19 protein-coding genes and 1 tRNA gene are annotated in these 19,989 nt (G+C 59.7%); 9 read left to right on the forward strand and 11 right to left on the reverse strand.

Translation table 11 applies throughout. The features are described 5' to 3' along the window. Positions 1-58 precede the first annotated feature (58 nt). The 10 genes from ABLU95_RS21095 to mltB all read right to left on the reverse strand — a co-directional run bounded on the left by ABLU95_RS21095 (position 59) and on the right by mltB (position 10,116). Positions 59-151, reverse strand: a tRNA-Ser gene (locus ABLU95_RS21095). Positions 152-472: 321 nt separating this feature from the next. Then, positions 473-658, reverse strand: a complete 186-nt coding sequence (csrA, locus tag ABLU95_RS21100) for a carbon storage regulator CsrA (protein ID WP_000906486.1) — start codon at positions 656-658, stop codon at positions 473-475. A 363-nt stretch (positions 659-1,021) separates the two neighbouring features. Continuing rightward, positions 1,022-3,649 (reverse strand): alanine--tRNA ligase, encoded by a 2,628-nt coding sequence (gene alaS, locus ABLU95_RS21105; protein ID WP_348880370.1) that lies wholly within the window; start codon positions 3,647-3,649, stop codon positions 1,022-1,024. A gap of 250 nt (positions 3,650-3,899) precedes the next feature. Beyond that, a complete protein-coding gene (gene recX / locus ABLU95_RS21110) occupies positions 3,900-4,400 on the reverse strand; it encodes a recombination regulator RecX (protein WP_023290764.1) in 501 nt (166 codons plus the stop codon). Between the two features lie 70 nt (positions 4,401-4,470). Continuing rightward, positions 4,471-5,529 carry a recombinase RecA gene (gene recA / locus ABLU95_RS21115; protein WP_004205686.1) on the reverse strand — a complete coding sequence of 353 codons (1,059 nt, stop codon included), beginning with the start codon at positions 5,527-5,529 and terminating at the stop codon, positions 4,471-4,473. A 90-nt stretch (positions 5,530-5,619) separates the two neighbouring features. After that, the gene (pncC, locus tag ABLU95_RS21120; protein ID WP_032453814.1) at positions 5,620-6,117 is read right to left on the reverse strand and encodes a nicotinamide-nucleotide amidase; all 498 of its coding nucleotides are present in this window, start codon (positions 6,115-6,117) and stop codon (positions 5,620-5,622) included. 138 nt (positions 6,118-6,255) lie between these two features. Beyond that, a complete protein-coding gene (locus ABLU95_RS21125; protein WP_032453816.1) occupies positions 6,256-7,134 on the reverse strand; it encodes a metal ABC transporter substrate-binding protein in 879 nt (292 codons plus the stop codon). A 7-nt stretch (positions 7,135-7,141) separates the two neighbouring features. Next, positions 7,142-8,005, reverse strand: coding sequence for a metal ABC transporter permease (locus ABLU95_RS21130; RefSeq protein WP_218810643.1), 864 nt, complete (start codon positions 8,003-8,005; stop codon positions 7,142-7,144). Next, positions 8,002-8,712 (reverse strand): ATP-binding cassette domain-containing protein, encoded by a 711-nt coding sequence (locus ABLU95_RS21135; RefSeq protein ID WP_074442673.1) that lies wholly within the window; start codon positions 8,710-8,712, stop codon positions 8,002-8,004. The genes ABLU95_RS21130 and ABLU95_RS21135 overlap by 4 nt, the downstream gene beginning before the upstream one ends. A gap of 324 nt (positions 8,713-9,036) precedes the next feature. Continuing rightward, the gene (gene mltB, locus ABLU95_RS21140) at positions 9,037-10,116 is read right to left on the reverse strand and encodes a lytic murein transglycosylase B (RefSeq protein ID WP_218810642.1); all 1,080 of its coding nucleotides are present in this window, start codon (positions 10,114-10,116) and stop codon (positions 9,037-9,039) included. 277 nt (positions 10,117-10,393) lie between these two features. On the opposite strand from mltB, the gene ABLU95_RS21145 reads away from it, so the two are divergent. The 7 genes from ABLU95_RS21145 to gutQ all read left to right on the forward strand — a co-directional run bounded on the left by ABLU95_RS21145 (position 10,394) and on the right by gutQ (position 15,417). Next, on the forward strand, positions 10,394-10,957 hold the full coding sequence (locus ABLU95_RS21145) for a PTS glucitol/sorbitol transporter subunit IIC (RefSeq protein ID WP_004205677.1): 564 nt from the start codon (positions 10,394-10,396) through the stop codon (positions 10,955-10,957). Then, complete coding sequence (locus ABLU95_RS21150) at positions 10,954-11,934, forward strand: PTS glucitol/sorbitol transporter subunit IIB (RefSeq protein WP_032453820.1); 981 nt, start codon at positions 10,954-10,956, stop codon at positions 11,932-11,934. Before ABLU95_RS21145 ends, ABLU95_RS21150 begins: the two co-directional genes overlap by 4 nt. Before the next feature lie 13 nt (positions 11,935-11,947). Beyond that, positions 11,948-12,310 carry a PTS glucitol/sorbitol transporter subunit IIA gene (gene srlB / locus ABLU95_RS21155; protein ID WP_050533591.1) on the forward strand — a complete coding sequence of 121 codons (363 nt, stop codon included), beginning with the start codon at positions 11,948-11,950 and terminating at the stop codon, positions 12,308-12,310. Positions 12,311-12,322: 12 nt separating this feature from the next. Then, positions 12,323-13,102, forward strand: a complete 780-nt coding sequence (gene srlD / locus ABLU95_RS21160) for a sorbitol-6-phosphate dehydrogenase (RefSeq protein WP_002914815.1) — start codon at positions 12,323-12,325, stop codon at positions 13,100-13,102. A gap of 157 nt (positions 13,103-13,259) precedes the next feature. Further along, positions 13,260-13,619 carry a transcriptional regulator GutM gene (gutM, locus tag ABLU95_RS21165; RefSeq protein ID WP_218810641.1) on the forward strand — a complete coding sequence of 120 codons (360 nt, stop codon included), beginning with the start codon at positions 13,260-13,262 and terminating at the stop codon, positions 13,617-13,619. Between the two features lie 66 nt (positions 13,620-13,685). Then, positions 13,686-14,459 carry a DNA-binding transcriptional repressor gene (locus ABLU95_RS21170; RefSeq protein WP_004205671.1) on the forward strand — a complete coding sequence of 258 codons (774 nt, stop codon included), beginning with the start codon at positions 13,686-13,688 and terminating at the stop codon, positions 14,457-14,459. Next, positions 14,452-15,417, forward strand: coding sequence for an arabinose-5-phosphate isomerase GutQ (gutQ, locus tag ABLU95_RS21175; protein WP_032453823.1), 966 nt, complete (start codon positions 14,452-14,454; stop codon positions 15,415-15,417). The genes ABLU95_RS21170 and gutQ overlap by 8 nt, the downstream gene beginning before the upstream one ends. Here the strand turns inward: gutQ and norR are convergent. Further along, positions 15,380-16,930, reverse strand: a complete 1,551-nt coding sequence (gene norR / locus ABLU95_RS21180; RefSeq protein ID WP_086076511.1) for a nitric oxide reductase transcriptional regulator NorR — start codon at positions 16,928-16,930, stop codon at positions 15,380-15,382. The two genes, gutQ and norR, sit on opposite strands and share 38 nt — an antisense overlap. Before the next feature lie 187 nt (positions 16,931-17,117). Here norR and norV point away from each other — a divergent pair, with 187 nt between their 5' ends. Both norV and norW read left to right on the forward strand, forming a co-directional pair. Continuing rightward, a complete protein-coding gene (norV, locus tag ABLU95_RS21185; RefSeq protein ID WP_023290776.1) occupies positions 17,118-18,566 on the forward strand; it encodes an anaerobic nitric oxide reductase flavorubredoxin in 1,449 nt (482 codons plus the stop codon). Next, positions 18,563-19,699, forward strand: a complete 1,137-nt coding sequence (gene norW / locus ABLU95_RS21190) for an NADH:flavorubredoxin reductase NorW (RefSeq protein ID WP_348880371.1) — start codon at positions 18,563-18,565, stop codon at positions 19,697-19,699. The genes norV and norW overlap by 4 nt, the downstream gene beginning before the upstream one ends. Positions 19,700-19,989: the final 290 nt, after the last annotated feature.

Consider the following 19,989-nt stretch of genomic DNA (forward strand, 5'->3'; position numbering starts at 1 on the left):
CCTCCGACCGCTCGGTTCGTAGCCGAGTACTCTATCCAGCTGAGCTACGGATGCAAAATGGCGGTGAGGCGGGGATTCGAACCCCGGATGCAGCTTTTGACCGCATACTCCCTTAGCAGGGGAGCGCCTTCAGCCTCTCGGCCACCTCACCACACACGCCTCTTTCGAGTGCTTCGAAGAACTTGTTTCTGCTCTTCGTCGCTGCGATGGCGCACATATTACTTTCTGGTACTTATAAGTCAAACACTTTTTCGAGACCTTTTTTCGTTTGCACACTTCGCACGCAATTCGCGTGCAAAAACGGCAAAAAGGGCAATTTATCAACAGGAAATCAGCCCTGACGCAGGCATAACGCTAAACGACCAAAGCAGCAAAGGGTGATGAAAAGCGGTATGGCGCAGGGGAAAAAACAGAAAAAGAGAAAAAGCGGCGGTAAGTGATGCGCCTCACTGAACAGCGAGGCGCGGAAACCTTAGTAACTGGACTGCTGGGATTTTTCAGCCTGAATACGCTGGTAGATCTCTTCACGGTGAACAGATACTTCTTTAGGGGCGTTTACGCCAATACGAACCTGGTTACCCTTCACCCCTAAAACTGTCACAGTGACCTCATCTCCAATCATGAGGGTCTCACCAACTCGACGAGTCAGAATCAGCATTCTTTGCTCCTTGAAAGATTAAAAGAGTCGGGTCTCTCGTATCCCGGCATTATCCATCATATAACGCCAAAAAGTAAGCGATGACAAATACCTTGCGGTATAAGCAGTCATGGCATCACATTCTGTTAAACCTAAGTTTAGCCGATATACACAATTTCAACCCGACTTTATCGTTATCGGTGTTTCTCGCGCAAGGTGCCATTTCCCTGAGGTTACGGCACCTATACCCGTCATACTTCAGGTTGCATGTGTGTTGGCTTTCCTCGCTCCCCCCAGTCACTTACTTGAGTAAGCTCCTGGGGATTCGCTGCGTCGCCGCCTTCCTGCAACTCGAATTATTTAGGGTATATGCGCTTATAGTTATTACAGTTTTGCGCTGACCCAGCCTTTCACACTGGCTAACGCTGCAGGGAGAGCAGACGCATCGGTACCACCGGCCTGCGCCATATCCGGACGACCGCCCCCTTTACCGCCCACCTGCTGAGCGACCATACCAACCAGCTCCCCAGCCTTCACGCGATCTGTCACATCCTTAGACACACCGGCAATCAGGGAAACTTTACCGTCTGCGACCGTAGCCAACACCACAACCGTCGAACCCAGCTGGTTCTTCAGGTCGTCAACCATGGTACGCAGCATCTTCGGCTCCACGCCGGCCAGTTCGCTGACCAGCAGCTTAACGCCGTTAATCTCTTCCGCTTTGCTGGAGAGGTTTGCGCTCTCCTGCGCCGCAGCCTGCTCTTTCAGCTGCTGCAGCTCTTTTTCCAGCTGACGGGTACGCTCCAGCGCGGCGCGAACTTTCTCGCCGAGATTGTGGCTGTCGCCCTTCAGCAGCTGTGCGATATCGCTGAGCTGATCGCTCTGCGCGTGCAGCATGGCTATCGCGCCCTCACCGGTCACCGCTTCGATACGGCGCACACCAGCGGCGGTACCGGACTCAGACGTGATGCGGAACAGGCCGATATCACCGGTACGCGCCGCGTGAGTCCCGCCGCACAGTTCAGTGGAGAAGTCGCCCATCTGCAGCACGCGGACGCGGTCATCGTATTTCTCGCCGAACAGCGCCATGGCGCCGGATGCGCGCGCGGCATCGATATCCATAATGTTGGTTTCGATAGCCAGGTTACGACGGATCTGCGCGTTGACCAGATCTTCCACTGCACGAATCTCTTCCGGCTTCATCGCTTCGAAATGCGAGAAGTCAAAGCGCAGCGCTTTATCGTTGACCAGCGAGCCTTTCTGCGCCACATGGGTGCCGAGCACCTGGCGCAGCGCCGCGTGCATCAGGTGCGTCGCGGAGTGGTTCAGGCGGATACGCTGACGGCGAGCCTCGTCCACATCGGCCTGCACCGCGTCGCCCACTTTCAGGGAGCCGCTGGCGACTTTACCGATATGACCAATGGCCTGGCCGTACTTCTGCGTGTCGCTGACCGCGAAGGAGAAGCCCGTGCCTTTCAGTTCGCCTTTATCGCCCACCTGGCCGCCGGACTCCGCATAGAACGGGGTCTGGTCGAGGATCACTACCGCTTCCTGACCCGCGCTGACGCTATCCACCGCTTTGCCATCGATGAACAGCGCCGTCACTTTGCCGTTCAGCTCCAGATGATCGTAACCTTTAAATTCAGAGGCGCCGTCAACGCGGATCATCGCGTTATAGTCAGCGCCGAAACCGCTGGACTCGCGCGCGCGACGGCGCTGCTCTTCCATGGCGGCCTCAAAGCCGGCTTCGTCAACCTTGATGTTGCGCTCGCGGCAGACGTCCGCGGTCAGGTCGACCGGGAAGCCGTAGGTGTCGTACAGACGGAAGGCGGTTTCGCCATCCAGGGTGTCGCCTTTCAGCTTCGACAGCTCTTCATCCAGCAGCGCCAGTCCGCGCTCCAGAGTACGGGCGAACTGCTCTTCTTCGGTTTTCAGCACCTGCTCAACCTGAGCCTGCTGCTGCTTCAGCTCTTCGCCGGCGGAGCCCATCACGGCAATCAGCGGGGCAACCAGTTTCCAGAAGAAAGTGTCCTTCGCGCCCAGCATGTTGCCGTGACGGATCGCGCGGCGAATGATGCGACGCAGCACGTAGCCGCGGTTTTCATTCGACGGGATAACGCCGTCAGCGATCAGGAAGGCGCAGGAGCGAATGTGGTCGGCGATAACGCGCAGCGACTTGTTCGTCAGATCGGTGGCGCCGGTGACTTTCGCCACGCTGGCGATCAGATCGCGGAACAGGTCGATGTCATAGTTGGAGTTAACGTGCTGCAGCACCGCGGCAATACGCTCCAGGCCCATACCGGTGTCGACGGACGGCTTCGGCAGCGGCTCCATGGTGCCGTCAGCCTGACGGTTGAACTGCATGAAGACGATGTTCCAGATCTCAATGTAGCGGTCGCCGTCTTCTTCCGGGCTTCCCGGAGGGCCGCCCCAGATGTGATCGCCGTGGTCAAAGAAGATTTCGGTGCACGGGCCGCACGGACCGGTGTCGCCCATCTGCCAGAAGTTGTCTGAAGCAAACGGCGCGCCTTTGTTGTCGCCGATGCGGATGATTCGCTCGCGCGGGACGCCTACTTCATTGGCCCAGATGTCGAATGCTTCGTCATCGGTCTCGTAAACGGTGACCCACAGCTTCTCTTTCGGCAGCGCGAACCAGTTCTCACCGGTCAGTAGTTCCCACGCGTATTTGATGGCATCCTGCTTGAAGTAGTCGCCGAAGCTAAAGTTGCCCAGCATTTCAAAGAAGGTGTGGTGACGCGCGGTGTAACCGACGTTTTCCAGATCGTTGTGTTTACCACCCGCACGCACGCAACGCTGTGCGGTGGTCGCACGCGAATAATTACGTTTGTCGAGACCAAGGAAGACATCCTTGAACTGGTTCATCCCTGCGTTGGTAAACAGCAGGGTCGGATCGTTGTGCGGCACCAGGGAGCTGCTGGCAACTACCTGATGTCCCTTGCTATGGAAAAAGTCGAGAAACGCCTGACGGATCTCAGCGGTGCTCTTGCTCATAATTATCCTGAAATCAAGCTACACGTCATCCTTCAAGTCGCCTCTGTCCTGGCTGCGCTTGCTCTTCCGGCACCGAACTGACGTGCGCTGCGGAAGATAGTCTCTCTTGCCGCCCTGATGCAGCTTGAATGATTTTGTGTAAAGGAATAATCGCCCAGGACGCTGCCTGCACTGTCACAACCAGCGGCCCGACGGAATAAAGTGGGAATAAGATAAGTTTTCTTTACGGCGAAGTAAAATCCCGGATGGGTCAATCTGCAAAATTTCGCCAGATTTCCTGGATATCTTCCATCAGGTAGCCACGGTACAGCAGGAATCGCTGGATTTTCACTTTTTCAGTAAAGGCGGATGGTAACGGTTCACCGTATTTACGCTGCGCCTGCGCCCTGGCAAGGCTCACCCAGTCGATATCGCATTCGCGCATCGCCTGTTCAACGGCCTGGCGCGCAATGCCTTTCTGGCTGAGCTCCTGACGAATGCGCGCGGGGCCATAGCCTTTGCGGCTCCGGCTGGCGATGAACTGGCCGACAAAACGATTATCGTCGAGATAGCGGTTTTCGATACACCAGGCCACCACCTGCTCCAGCTCTTCAGGGGTGACGTCCAGCGCCTCGGGGCCGTTTTTGCTCATCACCGGAGCGGCCAGTTTGCGCCGCAGCTCCTGTTCGCTGTGGTCGCGCATCGCCAGGATACGGATAGCGCGGTCCAGCAGACGAGCATAGCCGGATCGGCGTGATGAAGGTTCAGTCACAGGCACCTCAATAATCTAAGAAAAGCAAAAGGGCCGCATAAGCAGCCCTTTATCACTCTGTTAGACGATATCAGAAATCTTGTTCCGTTTCTTCTGCGTCGTTGCCGTCAACGGCGAAGTCCGGCGTAGAGTCCTGGTTGTTGAGCAGCAGTTCGCGCACTTTCTTCTCAATCTCTTTCGCCGCCGCCGGGTTCTCTTTCAGCCAGGTGATAGCGTTCGCTTTACCCTGACCAATTTTGTCGCCGTTGTAGCTGTACCAGGCGCCCGCTTTCTCAATCAGCTTCTCTTTCACGCCGAGGTCAACCAGCTCGCCGAAGAAGTTGATGCCTTCGCCGTAGAGGATCTGGAATTCAGCCTGTTTGAACGGCGCCGCAATCTTGTTCTTCACTACTTTGACGCGGGTTTCGCTGCCGACGACGTTATCGCCCTCTTTCACCGCGCCGATGCGACGGATATCCAGACGCACGGAGGCATAGAACTTCAGCGCGTTACCGCCGGTGGTAGTTTCCGGGTTACCGAACATCACGCCGATTTTCATACGGATCTGGTTGATAAAGATCAGCAGCGTGTTGGACTGCTTCAGGTTACCCGCCAGTTTACGCATCGCCTGGCTCATCATACGCGCCGCGAGGCCCATGTGAGAGTCGCCGATTTCGCCTTCGATTTCCGCTTTCGGCGTCAGCGCCGCGACGGAGTCGACGACGATAACGTCAACCGCGCCGGAGCGCGCCAGCGCGTCACAGATTTCCAGCGCCTGCTCGCCGGTATCCGGCTGAGAACACAGCAGGTTGTCGATATCCACGCCCAGTTTGCGCGCATAGACCGGATCCAGCGCGTGTTCCGCATCGATGAACGCACAGGTTTTACCTTCGCGCTGCGCTGCGGCGATAACCTGCAGCGTCAGGGTGGTTTTACCGGAGGATTCCGGCCCGTAGATCTCGACGATACGGCCCATTGGCAGACCGCCGGCGCCCAGCGCGATATCCAGAGAAAGCGAGCCGGTGGAGATGGTTTCTACGTCCATAGAACGGTCTTCACCCAGGCGCATGATGGAGCCTTTACCGAATTGCTTTTCGATCTGGCCCAGTGCAGCCGCCAACGCTTTCTGTTTGTTTTCGTCGATCGCCATTGTTACTCCTAATCATGCAGGGTGAAGCCTGTTCGCTTCGCCGTTAATATTTGTTCAGTTGAGGCAATTATACTGTATAGTCATACAGTATCAAGTCTTTTGTAGAAATTGTTGCCAGAGCAGATTGAGCGCGTAGGCCGTCGCCTGACGACGCACCGCTTCGCGGTCTCCGGCAAAGCATTCCCGCCGCGTCACCCCTTGCCCGCTGACGCTGGCGACGCCAAACCACACCGTCCCGACCGGCTTTTCGTCGCTACCGCCATCCGGCCCGGCGACGCCGCTAACCGAGATAGCATAGTCCGCGCGCGCGGCGCGCAACGCGCCGATCGCCATCTCCACCACCACCGGTTCGCTCACCGCGCCGTTGTCCCGCAGCGTCGCTTCGCTGACGCCGATCATTTGCGATTTGGCCTCGTTGCTGTAGGTCACAAAACCGCGTTCAAACCACGCTGAGCTGCCGGCAATATCGGTGATGGCTTTCGCTATCCAGCCGCCGGTGCAGGATTCCGCCGTGGTCACCGTCGCGCCCTGCGCCTTCAGCGCCCGGCCGACCTTCTCGCTTAGCTGCATTAATTCTGAATCGGTCATTATCGCCCCGCTTTGCTCCGGATAAAGAGGCCATCAAAGATAGCACTTTCCAAAGAGATATGGGGACGAGGTGTGGAATTTACGAGGGGACATCCAAAATGAATCATCCCGGCAGCGCCGGGATGAGAAATTGCACGATTACTTCATACTGGCGGCGATCAGCGCCACGTTATGACGCATCATTTTGACATAGCTATCCGCGACGCCACCCGGGGCGGAGAGCGCCTCAGGATAGAGTTCTCCGCCGGGCTGCGCGCCGGTGGCGCTGGCGATCTGCTTCACCAGTCGCGGGTCAAGCTGGTTCTCCATAAACCAGGTATGGACGCCGTCCGCGTTGATTTGCTTAATCAGCGCCGCCACCTGCGCCGCGCTGGCCTCGCTCTCTGAAGAGAGCCCCTGCGGCGCGAGGAAGGTCACGTGATAAGCGCGGCCAAAATAGCCGAAGGCATCATGGCTGGTGAGAACTTTGCGCTTTGCCTGCGGAATGGCGCTGAACTGCCCTTTCGCCCAGCCGTCGAGGGCCGTCAGTTGCTCGATATAACGCTTGCCGCTGTTCGTCAGCGCCGCTTGATCTTCCGGGTCGGCTTTCACCAGTCCATCGAGGATATTCTGCGCATACAACGCGCCGTTCGCCGCGCTGTTCCAGGCGTGGGGATCGGTCACCGTTTTGCCATCTTCATCGAGGGTATGGGTCTTGACGCCCTTCGACGCCACCACCAGCTCGCCCTTAAAACCAGAGGCCTTAATCAGGCGATCCAGCCACCCTTCCAGTCCCAGACCGTTAACCACCACCACGTCGGCCTTGCTGAGCAGCGCGCTGTCCTTCGGCGACGGCTCGAAGGTGTGCGGATCGCCATCCGGGCCGACCAGGGTGTCCACATGAACATGCTCCCCGCCGACCTGCTGCACCATATCACCCAGCACCGAAAAACTGCTTACCACATTCAGCGTTTTCGCCATCGCCCCCTGCGCCATCAGGCCGAAGGCCAGCGCGACCACTATTGCACTACGTTTCATCATTTCCTTACCCCATCAATTTCCGCCAGCCGACCAGTAGCCGGCTGCGCGTGCCAAAAAACAGCGAAATAAAAAACAGCGCGCTGGCGGTCAGCACGATGGCGGGCCCGGCGGGAAGACTGGCCGCCCAGGAGAGACTTAAACCCAGCCAGGCGCAGAGCGCGCCGGAGAGCGCCGCCAGCAGCAGGATGCCCGGCAGCGTTCGCGCCCAGCAGCGCGCGGCGACCGCCGGCAGCATCATCCCCCCTACCGCCATCAGCGTGCCGAGCACCTGAAATCCCGCCACCAGGTTAAGCACCAGCAGCGCCAGAAAAAGCCCATGCAGCAGCGCCGGCAGCCGGCGGTGATTCACCTGCAGCCAGGCGCTGTCGAACGCCTCGCTGACCAGACCGCGGTAGCACAGCGCGATGCACAGCAGCGTCAGGCTGGCGACGCCGCTGACAAACAGCGCCGCGTCACGGTCCACCGCCAGAATGGAGCCAAACAGCAGATGCAGCAGGTCGACGCTGGAGCCGCGCAGCGACACCAGGGTGACGCCCAGCGCCAGCGATCCCAGATAAAATCCGGCAAAGCTGGCGTCCTCTTTTAACGGCGTCCGCCGGCTCACCCATCCCGCGACCAGCGCGACCGCGATGCCGGCGACAAAGCCGCCAAGGGTCATGGCCAGCAACGACATGCCGCTCAGCAGATAGCCCACCGCCACGCCGGGGAGAATGGCGTGCGACAGCGCGTCGCCCATCAGGCTCATGCGCCGCAGCAGCAGGAAGACGCCCAGCATGGTGGTGCTTAGCGACAGCGCCAGACAGACCACCAGCGCCCGGCGCATAAAGCCGAATTCAATAAAAGGCTGAAAGAAGGTGTGCCAGATCATGCCGACCTCGCCTGGCTGAAGGCCGGGAGAACCGCCCGGGTGGCGCCCCAGCAGGCGCGCCGGGGGGTCAGCAGCAGCGTCTCCGGGAAAAAGTCGGCTACCCGCTGGTTATCATGCAGCACCGCCAGGATGGTCTGCCCCTGCCGGTGCATGTCGAGGATCAAATCCATCAGTTCGCGACTGGTCGCTTCATCAATGCCGGTGAAGGGCTCGTCGAGCATCACCAGCGGCGCCTGCTGCACCAGCACCCGGGCAAACAGCATGCGCTGAAACTGACCGCCGGAGAGCGCTTCGATCGGGGTTTTCGCCAGGCTCGCCAGCCCGACCCGCTCCAGCGCCGCGCCGATGCGTCGCCGGGTATCGCCGCCCAGACCGCGCAGCAGCGACACGCCGGGCCATGCGCCCTGGCTCACCACATCCTGCACGTTGAGAGGAAACTGCGACTCGAGGGCATGGCGCTGCGCCAGCCAGCCAATCACCGGCCGCTTTCCCTGCCAGCGCAGACAGCCACTGACCGGCGGAAGAAACCCGGCGAGGGTTTTCAGCAGGGTCGATTTTCCGCAGCCATTGAGGCCAACGATTGCCGTCAGGCTGCCGGGGCATATCATCCCGCTCAGCGGAGGGGTGATCGCCACCCCGCCATAGCCGGTTACCAGTTGTTCCAGTTCAATCATGGTAGCGTCACCGCCCACCAGGTCGCCAGCCATAGCGCCGCCAGCAGCGTTCCCGCGATGGCCAGGCGCGCCGCGCCGGATGCCATAAAAACCGATGTGAACATATCCCACCTCTATTGAATGTTATAACATAACAATACAGAGGCGGAATAAGATTGTAAATCAGCGTCGGGAGCGGAAATGTAACAAAGGTCGACAAGCGGCAGGCAAACGGGAAAAAGCAGGAGGATAAGCGAGAAGTCCCCCGGTCGCGCTGCGCTTACCGGGGCTGCCAACCGGATAACAGACCGTCGCCCGGATAAGGCGCTACGCGCCGCTATCCGGGGAGGCTCGGGATCGGTCAGCCGGATGACAGTATTAATAACCGCCGCGGGCCTGAGAAACCGCCAGGCCAAGCTGCCAGACGGCCATGGCGTAGTGGGTGCTGTGGTTGTAGCGGGTGATGGTGTAGAAGTTCGGCAACCCGTACCAGTACTCATAGCCGGTGCCGACGTCCAGGCGCAGCAGGCTGGCCTGCTGATGGTTGCCCAGCGGCTGGGTCGGGGTTAATCCTGCCGCCGACAGCTGCGAAACGCTGTATTTGGTTTTGAAACCATTCTCCAGCCCCGGCGCCTGGCCCAGCGCCTGCACTGCCACCAGATCGCCGCTCACCCAGCCGTGCTGTTTGAAGTAGTTGGCCACGCTGCCGATCGCATCCACCGGGTCCCACAGGTTGATATGGCCGTCGCCGTTAAAGTCCACCGCGTATTGCTTATAGGAGGACGGCATAAACTGGCCATAACCCATCGCCCCGGCGAAAGAGCCTTTCAGATCCAGCGGGTCGTCGCTTTCGCTGCGCGCCATCAGCAGGAAGGTTTCCAGCTCGGAGGAGAAGTATTCAGCACGGCGCGGATAGTTAAACGACAGGGTCGCCAGCGCGTCGAGGATGCGGGTTTTGCCCATCACCCGGCCCCAACGGGTCTCCACGCCGATAATGCCGACAATGATTTCCGGCGGTACGCCGTAGACCTGATAAGCGCGGTTGAGCGCGTCCTGATACTGATTCCAGAACACCACGCCGTTCTGCACGTTATCCGGGGTAATAAACTGTTTCTTGTAGCGCAGCCAGGCGCCGGTCGGCCCGGTCGGCGGCAGGCCGGTCGGCGCCTGACGATCCATCAGCCGCAGAACGTAGTCCAGACGCTTCGCCTGCGACAGGATCTCCTGCAGCTGCTGCCTGTCGAAGCCGTGCTTCGCCACCATCTTATCGATGAACCGCGCCGCTGCCGGGTTGTTGGCGAAGTCGCCGCCCATCTGCATCACGTTATGCTGCGGTTCCAGCAAAAAGCCGCCGGTTCCACTCGCCATCTCCGTTTCCGCGGGAGTCTTGGGTTTGCTGCTGCAGGCAGCGAGGAGCACACAAAGGGGAAGTACAGCCAGAGAGCGACGCTTCAACATGGGAATTCCGTTTAACAAATTCAGCAAGGGATAATTATGGTAAAGCATGCGACGACCAACAAGAAAGCGACAATCTGTTTGTAGACAAAATAGTCCTTCACCGCCCCCCTTCCTGGATGCTGTCATGCGCCTCGTGATTTCATCCTCTCAACGCCAATCTTTCGAAATAAAATATTTATCTTTCATTTTGCGATCTATTTAACACTTTAAAACCTTTCAAAGTGATTAAAATCAGCCTGCAGTTAGCAAGAAAAATAACATGCTGAAGGAGAGAACAATGATTGACGTCGTGACCCACGGCGCAGAGTGGTTTATCGGCCTGTTTCAGAAAGGCGGCGAGGTATTTACCGGAATGGTGACCGGGATCCTCCCCTTGCTGATCAGTCTGCTGGTGATCATGAACGCGCTGATCAACTTTATCGGACAGCAGCGGATCGAAAAACTGGCGCAGCGCTGCGCCGGGAACCCGATCTCCCGCTACCTGCTGTTGCCCTGCATCGGCACCTTTGTGTTTTGTAACCCGATGACCCTGAGCCTGGGCCGCTTTATGCCAGAGAAGTACAAGCCCAGCTATTACGCGGCGGCGTCCTACAGCTGCCACTCGATGAACGGCCTGTTTCCGCATATCAACCCCGGCGAGCTGTTCGTCTATCTCGGCATCGCCAACGGCCTCACCACCCTCGGCCTGCCGCTTGGGCCGCTGGCGGTGAGCTATCTGCTGGTCGGGCTGGTGACCAACTTCTTCCGCGGCTGGGTCACCGACCTGACCACCTCGATTTTCGAACGAAAAATGGCGATTCAGCTGGCTCAGAAAGTGCATCTGTCAGGAGCGACATCATGACCCGGATTCGTATTGAGAAAGGTACCGGCGGCTGGGGCGGCCCCCTTGAGCTCGACGTCGTCGAGGGCAAAAAGATCGTCTATATCACCGCCGGCACCCGCCCGGCGATCGTTGACCGCATCGCCAGCCTGACCGGCTGGCAGGCGGTGGACGGTTTTAAAGAGGGCGAACCGGCGGAAAGCGACATCGGCGTGGCGATTATCGACTGCGGAGGCACCCTGCGCTGCGGGCTCTACCCCAAGCGTCGCATCCCGACGGTGAATATCCATGCCACCGGCAAATCGGGGCCGCTGGCCCAGTACATCACAGAAGATATCTACGTCTCCGGCGTCAAAGAGGAGAACATTCAGCGCATCGCGACCGACAGCGCGGTAGCTCCCGAGCCGCCGGCGGAGAACAACCGCGCGGGTCGCGATTACGACGCCAGCAAAAAGATCACTGAACAGAGCGATGGCCTGCTGGCGAAGGTCGGGATGGGGATGGGCTCGGTGGTGGCGGTGCTGTTCCAGGCCGGGCGCGACACCATCGATACGGTGCTGAAGACCATCCTGCCGTTTATGGCCTTCGTCTCGGCGCTGATCGGCATCATCATGGCCTCCGGCATCGGCGACTGGATCGCCCATGGCCTGGCGCCGCTGGCCAGCCATCCGCTGGGTCTGGTGACCCTGGCGCTGATCTGCTCCTTCCCGCTGCTGTCGCCATTTCTCGGCCCCGGCGCGGTTATCGCCCAGGTGATTGGCGTACTGATCGGCGTGCAGATCGGCCTCGGCAATATTCCCCCGCACCTCGCCCTGCCGGCGCTGTTCGCCATTAACGCCCAGGCCGCCTGCGATTTTATCCCGGTAGGCCTGTCGCTGGCTGAAGCCCGCCAGGATACCGTGCGCGTCGGCGTGCCGTCGGTGCTGGTCAGCCGCTTTTTGACCGGCGCGCCAACGGTGCTGATCGCGTGGTTCGTTTCCGGATTTATTTACCAGTAAGAGGGGCCAGAAGATGACCGTGATTTACCAGACCACCATTACGCACATCGGCGCCTGCGCGACGATGGCGCTGGAAGAGCAGATGCTGATCACCTTCCGCGAAGGCGCCCCTGCCGATATCGAAGCGTACTGCTTTATTCACAACCACGGCGAGCTTGCCGGCGCGCTGCAGCCGGGCGCAGAGCTGCAGCTTGGCGAGCTGCGCTACCCGGTGACCGCCGTCGGCGAGGTCGCCGAACAAAACCTGCGCGAGCTGGGCCACATCACCCTGCGCTTTGACGGCCATCGTGAAGCGGAGTTCCCGGGTACCGTCCATGTGGCGGGCCCGGTGCCGGACGCCATCGCGCCCGGCTGCGTACTGAAATTTGTTGCTTAACAGGAGAGAAAGATGAATCAGGTTGCTGTTGTCATTGGCGGTGGACAAACCTTAGGAGAGTTTCTGTGCCGCGGGCTGGCCGCCGAGGGCTACCGCGTGGCGGTGGTCGATATTCAGAGCGAAAAAGCCAGCCGCGTCGCCCAGGAGATTAACGCTGAATATGGCGAAGGTATGGCGTATGGCTTCGGCGCCGACGCCACCAGCGAGGCCAGCGTCACCGCGCTGGCCCACGGAGTGGATGAGATTTTCTCGCGTGTCGACCTGCTGGTGTACAGCGCCGGCATCGCTAAAGCGGCGTTTATTAGCGACTTTGCGCTGGGGGATTTCGACCGCTCGCTGCAGGTCAATCTGGTGGGCTACTTCCTCTGCGCCCGCGAGTTTTCCCGGCTGATGATCCGCGACGGCATTAAGGGACGCATCATTCAGATCAACTCGAAATCCGGCAAAGTGGGCAGCAAGCACAACTCCGGCTACAGCGCGGCGAAGTTCGGCGGCGTCGGCCTGACCCAGTCGCTGGCGCTGGATTTGGCGGAGTACGGCATTACCGTACACTCACTGATGCTCGGCAATCTGCTGAAGTCGCCGATGTTCCAGTCGCTGCTGCCGCAGTACGCCACCAAGCTCGGTATCGATGAGAGCGAGGTCGAGCAGTACTACATCGACAAGGTGCCCCTGAAGCGCGGTTGCGAATATCAGGATGTGCTGAACGTCCTGATGTTTTACGCCAGCCCGCAGGCGTCGTACTGCACCGGTCAGTCGATCAACGTTACCGGCGGCCAGGTGATGTTTTAAAGGGATCCCGGATGGCGCCGCGCTTATCCGGGCTACAAAACGGTAGGTCGGGTAAGGCGTTAGCCGCCACCCGACAAAAATACGGCACCGCGGGTCGCTCGGGTTAGGCGCTCGCGCCGCGACCCGGGTTGTTCCCGGCCCCCTTAAGGAGACACCTATGGTTACCGCACTCATCACCGTCGCCGCCATCGCCTGGCTTACCCAACTGGCCTTCGGCGGCTGGCAGATCCGCCGCTTCAATCGCGCCTTCGACAGCCTGTGCCAGCAGGGTCGGGTGGGGGTCGGCCGCTCCGCCGGGCGCTTTCAACCGCGCGCCATCGTCGCCATCGCCGTTGATGATGAGAACCGCATTTGCGACACGCTGCTGATGAAAGGCTTCACCATTTTCGCCCGACCGCAAAAAATCCCCGCGCTGGATGGCAAACATATCGGGGAATTGCAGCCTGATGTGATCTTTCCCCATGATCCGCGCTGTCAGAATGCACTATCATTAGCGCTTAATCCGAAACATGGATAATTTCGTTGTAAAAGTAAATATCTTGCGAAATTATCACTTCGAAACTTAAACGCAGGATAGACGCCTATGAAACCACGTCAGCGCCAGGCAGCCATTCTCGAGTTCCTGCAGTCGCAGGGAAAATGCTCGGTCGAAGAGCTGGCGCAACACTTCGATACTACCGGCACCACCATCCGCAAGGATCTGGTCACGCTGGAAAACGCCGGCACCGTCATTCGCACCTACGGTGGCGTGGTACTCAACAAAGATGAAGCCGATCCGCCGATCGATCATAAAACGCTGATCAACACCCATAAGAAAGCGCGCATCGCCGAAGCGGCGGTGCGCTTTATTCATGATGGCGACTCCCTCATCCTCGATGCCGGCAGCACGGTGCTGCAGATGGTCCCACTGCTCAGCCGCTTCAATAACATCACGGTGATGACCAACAGCCTGCATATCGTCAACGCTCTGGCCGAACTGGATAATGAACAGACTATCCTGATGCCCGGCGGCACCTTCCGCAAAAAATCGGCCTCCTTTCACGGCCAGCTGGCGGAAAACGCTTTCGAACAGTTCAGTTTCGACAAGCTGTTTATGGGCACCGACGGCATCGATCTGAACGCCGGCGTCACCACCTTCAATGAGGTGTATACCGTCAGCAAGGCGATGTGTAACGCCGCCCGCGAAGTGATCCTGATGGCCGACTCGTCAAAGTTTGGCCGTAAAAGTCCCAATATCGTCTGCGGCCTGGAGCGCGTGGATAAATTGATTACCGATGCCGATATTGACCCTGCATTCCAGCGGGCGCTGGAAGCCAAAGGCATAGAAGTCATCATTACTGGAGAACATCATGAGTAACTTTTTGTTAGAGGCCGGACGCCAGACCCTGATGCTGGAGCTACAGGAGGCGAGCCGCCTGCCGGAACGCCTGGGCGACGACTTCATCCGCGCGGCGGAAACCATCATCCACTGCGAGGGCAAACTGATTGTCTCCGGTATCGGTAAATCCGGTCATATCGGCAAAAAGCTGGCGGCGACCTTCGCCAGCACCGGCACCCCGGCCTTTTTTGTCCATCCGGCGGAAGCCCTGCACGGCGATCTTGGCATGCTCGACGGCCGCGACGTGATGCTGTTTATCTCCTACTCCGGCAGCGCGAAAGAGCTGGATCTGATCGTGCCGCGGCTGGAGGAAAAAGGTATCCCGCTGCTGGCGATGACCGGCAAATCCACCTCGCCGCTGGCGCTGGCGGCGAAAGCGGTGCTGGATATCGCCGTCGAGCGAGAGGCCTGTCCGATGCACCTGGCGCCGACCTCCAGCACCGTCAACACCCTGATGCTTGGCGATGCGCTGGCGATGGCGGTCATGCAGGCCCGCGGCTTCAATGAAGAGGATTTTGCCCGCTCCCACCCGGCAGGGGCGCTTGGCGCGCGTCTGCTGAACAAAGTGCATCACCTGATGCGCCGCGACGACGAAGTGCCGCGCGTCGGCACGGACGCCAACGTCATGAACGCAATGCTCGAGCTAAGCCGCACAGGGCTCGGCCTGGTGGCGGTCTGCGATGAGGCCAACCGCGTGCAGGGGGTCTTCACCGACGGCGACCTGCGCCGCTGGCTGGTGGGCGGCGGCACCTTAAACGACGGCGTCGCGCAGGCGATGACCCGCAACGGCGTGACGCTACAGGCGGAGAGCCGCGCGGTGGAAGCCAAAGAGCGGCTGATGAAGCACAAAATCAGCGCCGCGCCGGTAGTCGATGAAAACGGCCAACTGGTCGGCGCCATCAACCTGCAGAACTTTTACCAGGCCGGGATCCTTTAAGCCCCAGACGTTTCGCCAGCCGGTGCAGGTTGGCGACGTCGAGTTCCAGCGCGCGGGCGGTCGCCGCCCAGTTGCCCTGATGTGCCGCCAGCGCGCGGGCAATCGCCTCGCGCTGGAAATTATCCGTGGCTTCGCGCAGATTCACGTTGCCCATTGCCGGCGCCGCTGCCGCCGCCTCGGTCGGCAACGTCGGCGCAGTCGCCGTAAACTCGAAATGCTGCGGCTCCAGTACTACGTCATCGCCAGCCTGAGTAGCCCGCGCCAGCACCACCGCGCGGTGAATGGCATGCTCCAGTTCGCGCACGTTGCCCGGCCACGACCACTGCTGCAGCCTGTTTCGCGTTGCCTCACTTAAAATTACCCGCGCCAGCCCCATCCGCAGGCGGCACTGCTCGCAAAAATAGCCAGCCAGCAGCACCACGTCATTTTCCCGCTCGCGCAGCGCCGGAACCGACAGCGGGAAGACGCTCAGCCGGTGATAGAGGTCGGCGCGAAAGCGCCCTTCCACCACCTCCTGGCGCAGATCGCGGTTGGTGGCCGCCAGCACCCGCACATCGACCCGCAGGCTGCGGTCATCGCCGACACGCTGAATATCGCCATACTGCAGGACGCGCAGCAGCTTCGCCTGCAGCGCCAGCGACAGCTCGCCGATTTCGTCGAGGAACAGCGTGCCGTTATCGGCCATCTCAAATTTGCCGCTGCGATTGCTGATAGCCCCGGTAAACGCCCCTTTCACGTGACCGAACAGCTCGCTCTCCGCCACGCTCTCCGGCAGCGCCGCGCAGTTGAGGTACACCAGCGGGTTAGCCGCACGCGGCGATCCCTGATGCACCGCCTTCGCCACCAGCTCCTTACCGGTCCCCGTTTCGCCGCTGATCAGCACGTTCAAATCCGAGGCGGCGACAATCTCGATCTCTTTTTTCAGCTGCAGCATCGGCGCCGACAGGCCGATGATCTCCTGACGCTCCGGCTGCGGGTAATTCACCACCTGCGCGGGCAGGACGTTTTGCGCTTCAAGGCGGGCGATAAGCAGCGCGTTATTCAGCGCCCCGGCCACCAGCGCGGCAATCAGTCGCAGCTCTTCATCGCTGAAGCTGTCGAAGCGGTCGGCATCCATGCCGTCAAGAGTCAGCGCGCCGATCAGCGTTTGCCCGGCAAACAGCGGCAACCCCACGCAGGCGTGAACCTTGAGGCTCTCCTGGCCGGGGATCAGGCCGTCATAGGGGTCCGGCAGGTCGCTGTCCGCCGGGAAGCGCACCACATCGCCGGCGCGGGCGATCGCCTCCAGCCGCGGATGCCCATCCAGTGCAAAGCGCCGGCCAAGCACATCCTGCGCCAGACCATCGATCGCCAGCGGCACAAACTGATGGGCCTCATAGCGCAGCAGCGCCGAGGCGTCGCAGCCAAGGATCTGCCGCAGGGTGGCGATCAGGCGCGAAAAGCGGTCGACGTGGCCGATATCGCTTTGTAAATCAATGGCGATTTTCGCCAGCGCCTCGACGGAAAAACTCATCACCGCTCCATTGTCATTTTGACAGCCAATATAGTCATATCGACTATTTTAATCATTGTCATTTTGACAGCAACTAAAATCATGAAAATTTAAAAAATGATTTTATTCAATAAGTTAAAAAACTGGCACGCAACTTGTAATACATCAATCAACTGACTTTGAACACACTGTATTAATTGAGGTTGCTATGTCTATTGTGGTGAAAAATAACATTCTTTGGGTTGGCCAACGTGACTGGGAAGTGCGTGATTTCCACGGCACCGAATATAAAACGCTGCGCGGCAGCAGCTATAACAGCTATCTCATCCGCGAAGAGAAAAACGTGCTGATCGATACCGTCGATCATAAATTCAGCCGCGAGTTCGTGCAGAATCTGCGCCGCGAAATCGACCTCGCCGACCTCGACTACATCGTTATTAACCACGCCGAAGAGGACCACGCCGGCGCGTTGACTGAGCTGATGATGCAGATCCCGGATACGCCGATCTACTGCACCGCCAACGCCATCGACTCCATCAACGGCCATCACCACCATCCGGAGTGGAACTTCCACGTGGTGAAAACGGGCGACACCCTCGATATCGGCAACGGTAAACAGCTGATCTTCGTGGAAACGCCAATGCTGCACTGGCCGGACAGCATGATGACTTACCTGACCGGCGACGCGGTGCTGTTCAGCAATGACGCCTTCGGCCAGCACTACTGCGACGAACATCTGTTCAACGATGAAGTGGACCAGACTGAACTGTACGAACAGTGCCAGCGCTACTACGCCAACATCCTGACGCCCTTCAGCCGCCTGGTGACGCCGAAAATTAACGAAATTCTCGGCTTCAACCTGCCGGTAGCGATGATTGCCACCTCCCACGGCGTGGTCTGGCGCGATAACCCGACGCAAATCGTCGAGAAATACCTCGAATGGGCGGCGGATTATCAGGAAGATCGCATCACGATTTTCTACGACACCATGTCCAACAACACCCGCATGATGGCGGACGCCATTGCCCAGGGGATCACCGAGGTCGACCCACGGGTGGCGGTGAAAATCTTTAACGTCGCCCGCAGCGACAAAAACGACATTCTGACCAACGTTTTCCGTTCAAAAGGCGTGCTGGTGGGCACCTCCACCATGAACAACGTCATGATGCCGAAAATTGCCGGGCTGGTGGAAGAGATGACCGGGCTGCGTTTTCGCAACAAACGCGCCAGCGCCTTTGGCTCCCACGGCTGGAGCGGCGGCGCGGTAGACCGTCTGTCCACCCGCCTGCAGGATGCCGGGTTTGAAATGTCCCTGAGTCTGAAGGCCAAATGGCGGCCGGATATCGACGCGCTCGAACTGTGCCGCCAACATGGGCGCGACATCGCCCGCCAGTGGGCGCTCGCTCCACTGCCGGTTGCTGAAGCGACAGTCACGCCGGAACAACAGGAGTGCGCCTGTGCCGCCGCCGCGGCCGCCGATCTCGGTCCCATGATGCAGTGCAGCGTCTGCCAGTGGGTGTATGACCCGGCGAAGGGCGAACCTAACCAGGATGTGCAGCCGGGTACGCCGTGGAGCGACGTGCCGGATAACTTCCTCTGCCCTGAATGTTCGCTGGGTAAAGATGTGTTTGATGTTCTGGCAACGGAGGCAAAATGAGTGATGGCATCGTCATCATCGGCTCGGGCTTCGCGGCCCGCCAGCTGGTGAAAAATATTCGTAAGCAGGATGCCGAGATCCCGCTGACCCTCATCGCCGCCGACAGCATGGATGAGTATAACAAGCCCGATCTCAGCCACGTCATCAGCCGCGGACAGCACGCCGACGATCTGACTCTGCAAAGCGCCGGCGAGTTCGCCGAACAGTACCACCTGCGCTTGTTTCCCCATACCTGGGTGAGCGATATCGACGCTGAAAACCATCGGGTGAAAAGCCTGGATAAGCAGTGGCGCTACGACAAACTGGTGCTGGCCACCGGCGCCACGCCGTTTATCCCGCCGGTGCCGGGCCGCGAGCTGATGCTAACGCTGAACAGCCAGCGCGAATATGGCGCGGCGCAGAGCCAGCTCCGCGACGCCAGGCGGGTGCTGATCGTCGGCGGCGGCCTGCTTGGCTGCGAGCTGGCGATGGATTTCTGTCGCGCCGGTAAAGCGGTAACGGTGGTCGATAATGCCGCCAGCGTGCTGGCGGCGCTGATGCCGCCGGAGGTCAGCAGCCGTCTGCAGCATCGCCTCACCGGGATGGGCGTCCATCTGATGTTAAAAACGCAGCTGGAAGGGCTTGAACACACCGCCGACGGCATCCGCGTCAGTCTCGACCGCCAGCGCGCGATAACCGTCGATGCGGTGGTGGCCGCCGCCGGCCTGCGCCCGGAAACCTCGCTGGCGCGCCACGCCGGACTGCAGATTAACCGCGGGGTGGTGGTCAATAGCCAGCTGCAAACCAGCGACCCGGCGATTTACGCCCTCGGCGACTGTGCGGAAATCAACGGTACGGTACTGCCGTTCCTGCAGCCGATTTTGCTCAGCGCCATGTGCCTGAGTAAAAACCTGCTGGCGCAGGCAGGCGAACTCAAGCTGCCGCCAATGCTGGTGAAGGTGAAGACCCCGGATCTGCCGCTGCATCTGGCCGGCGACACCCGCCGCGAGGATCTGACATGGAACATCGTAGCCGCCAAAGAGGGGCTGGTGGCAAAAGGGCTGGATGCGGCGAATCAACTGCGCGCCTTTGTGGTCAGCGAAGACAAGATGAAAGACGCCTTCGCGCTGCTCAAACAGCTGGTGAGTGAATGACCTTCCAGGCAGCCCTGTTTTGCCGTTAGTTTGCCGGGTGGCGGCTGCGCCTTACCCGGCCTACGGATGTAACCCGTAAGCTCAGATACGGTAGGCCCGCGCAAGCGCAGCGCCGCCGGGCACGCGTTCATTACCTCCCTGGCAACCCTGTTGCACCGCCATTTTGCCGGGTGGCGGCTGCGCCTTACCCGGCCTACGGATCGTGCGACCTGTCGTTGATTTACCCACTTGCGCGACTGAAACTGCCGGTGCTGACGGCCTCAAAATCGCTGAGACGTTCCCGGAAGGCC

The sequence above is a fragment of the Klebsiella sp. GG_Kp146 genome, from assembly GCF_040061975.1.
Taxonomy (GTDB): Bacteria; Pseudomonadota; Gammaproteobacteria; order Enterobacterales; family Enterobacteriaceae; genus Klebsiella; species Klebsiella quasipneumoniae.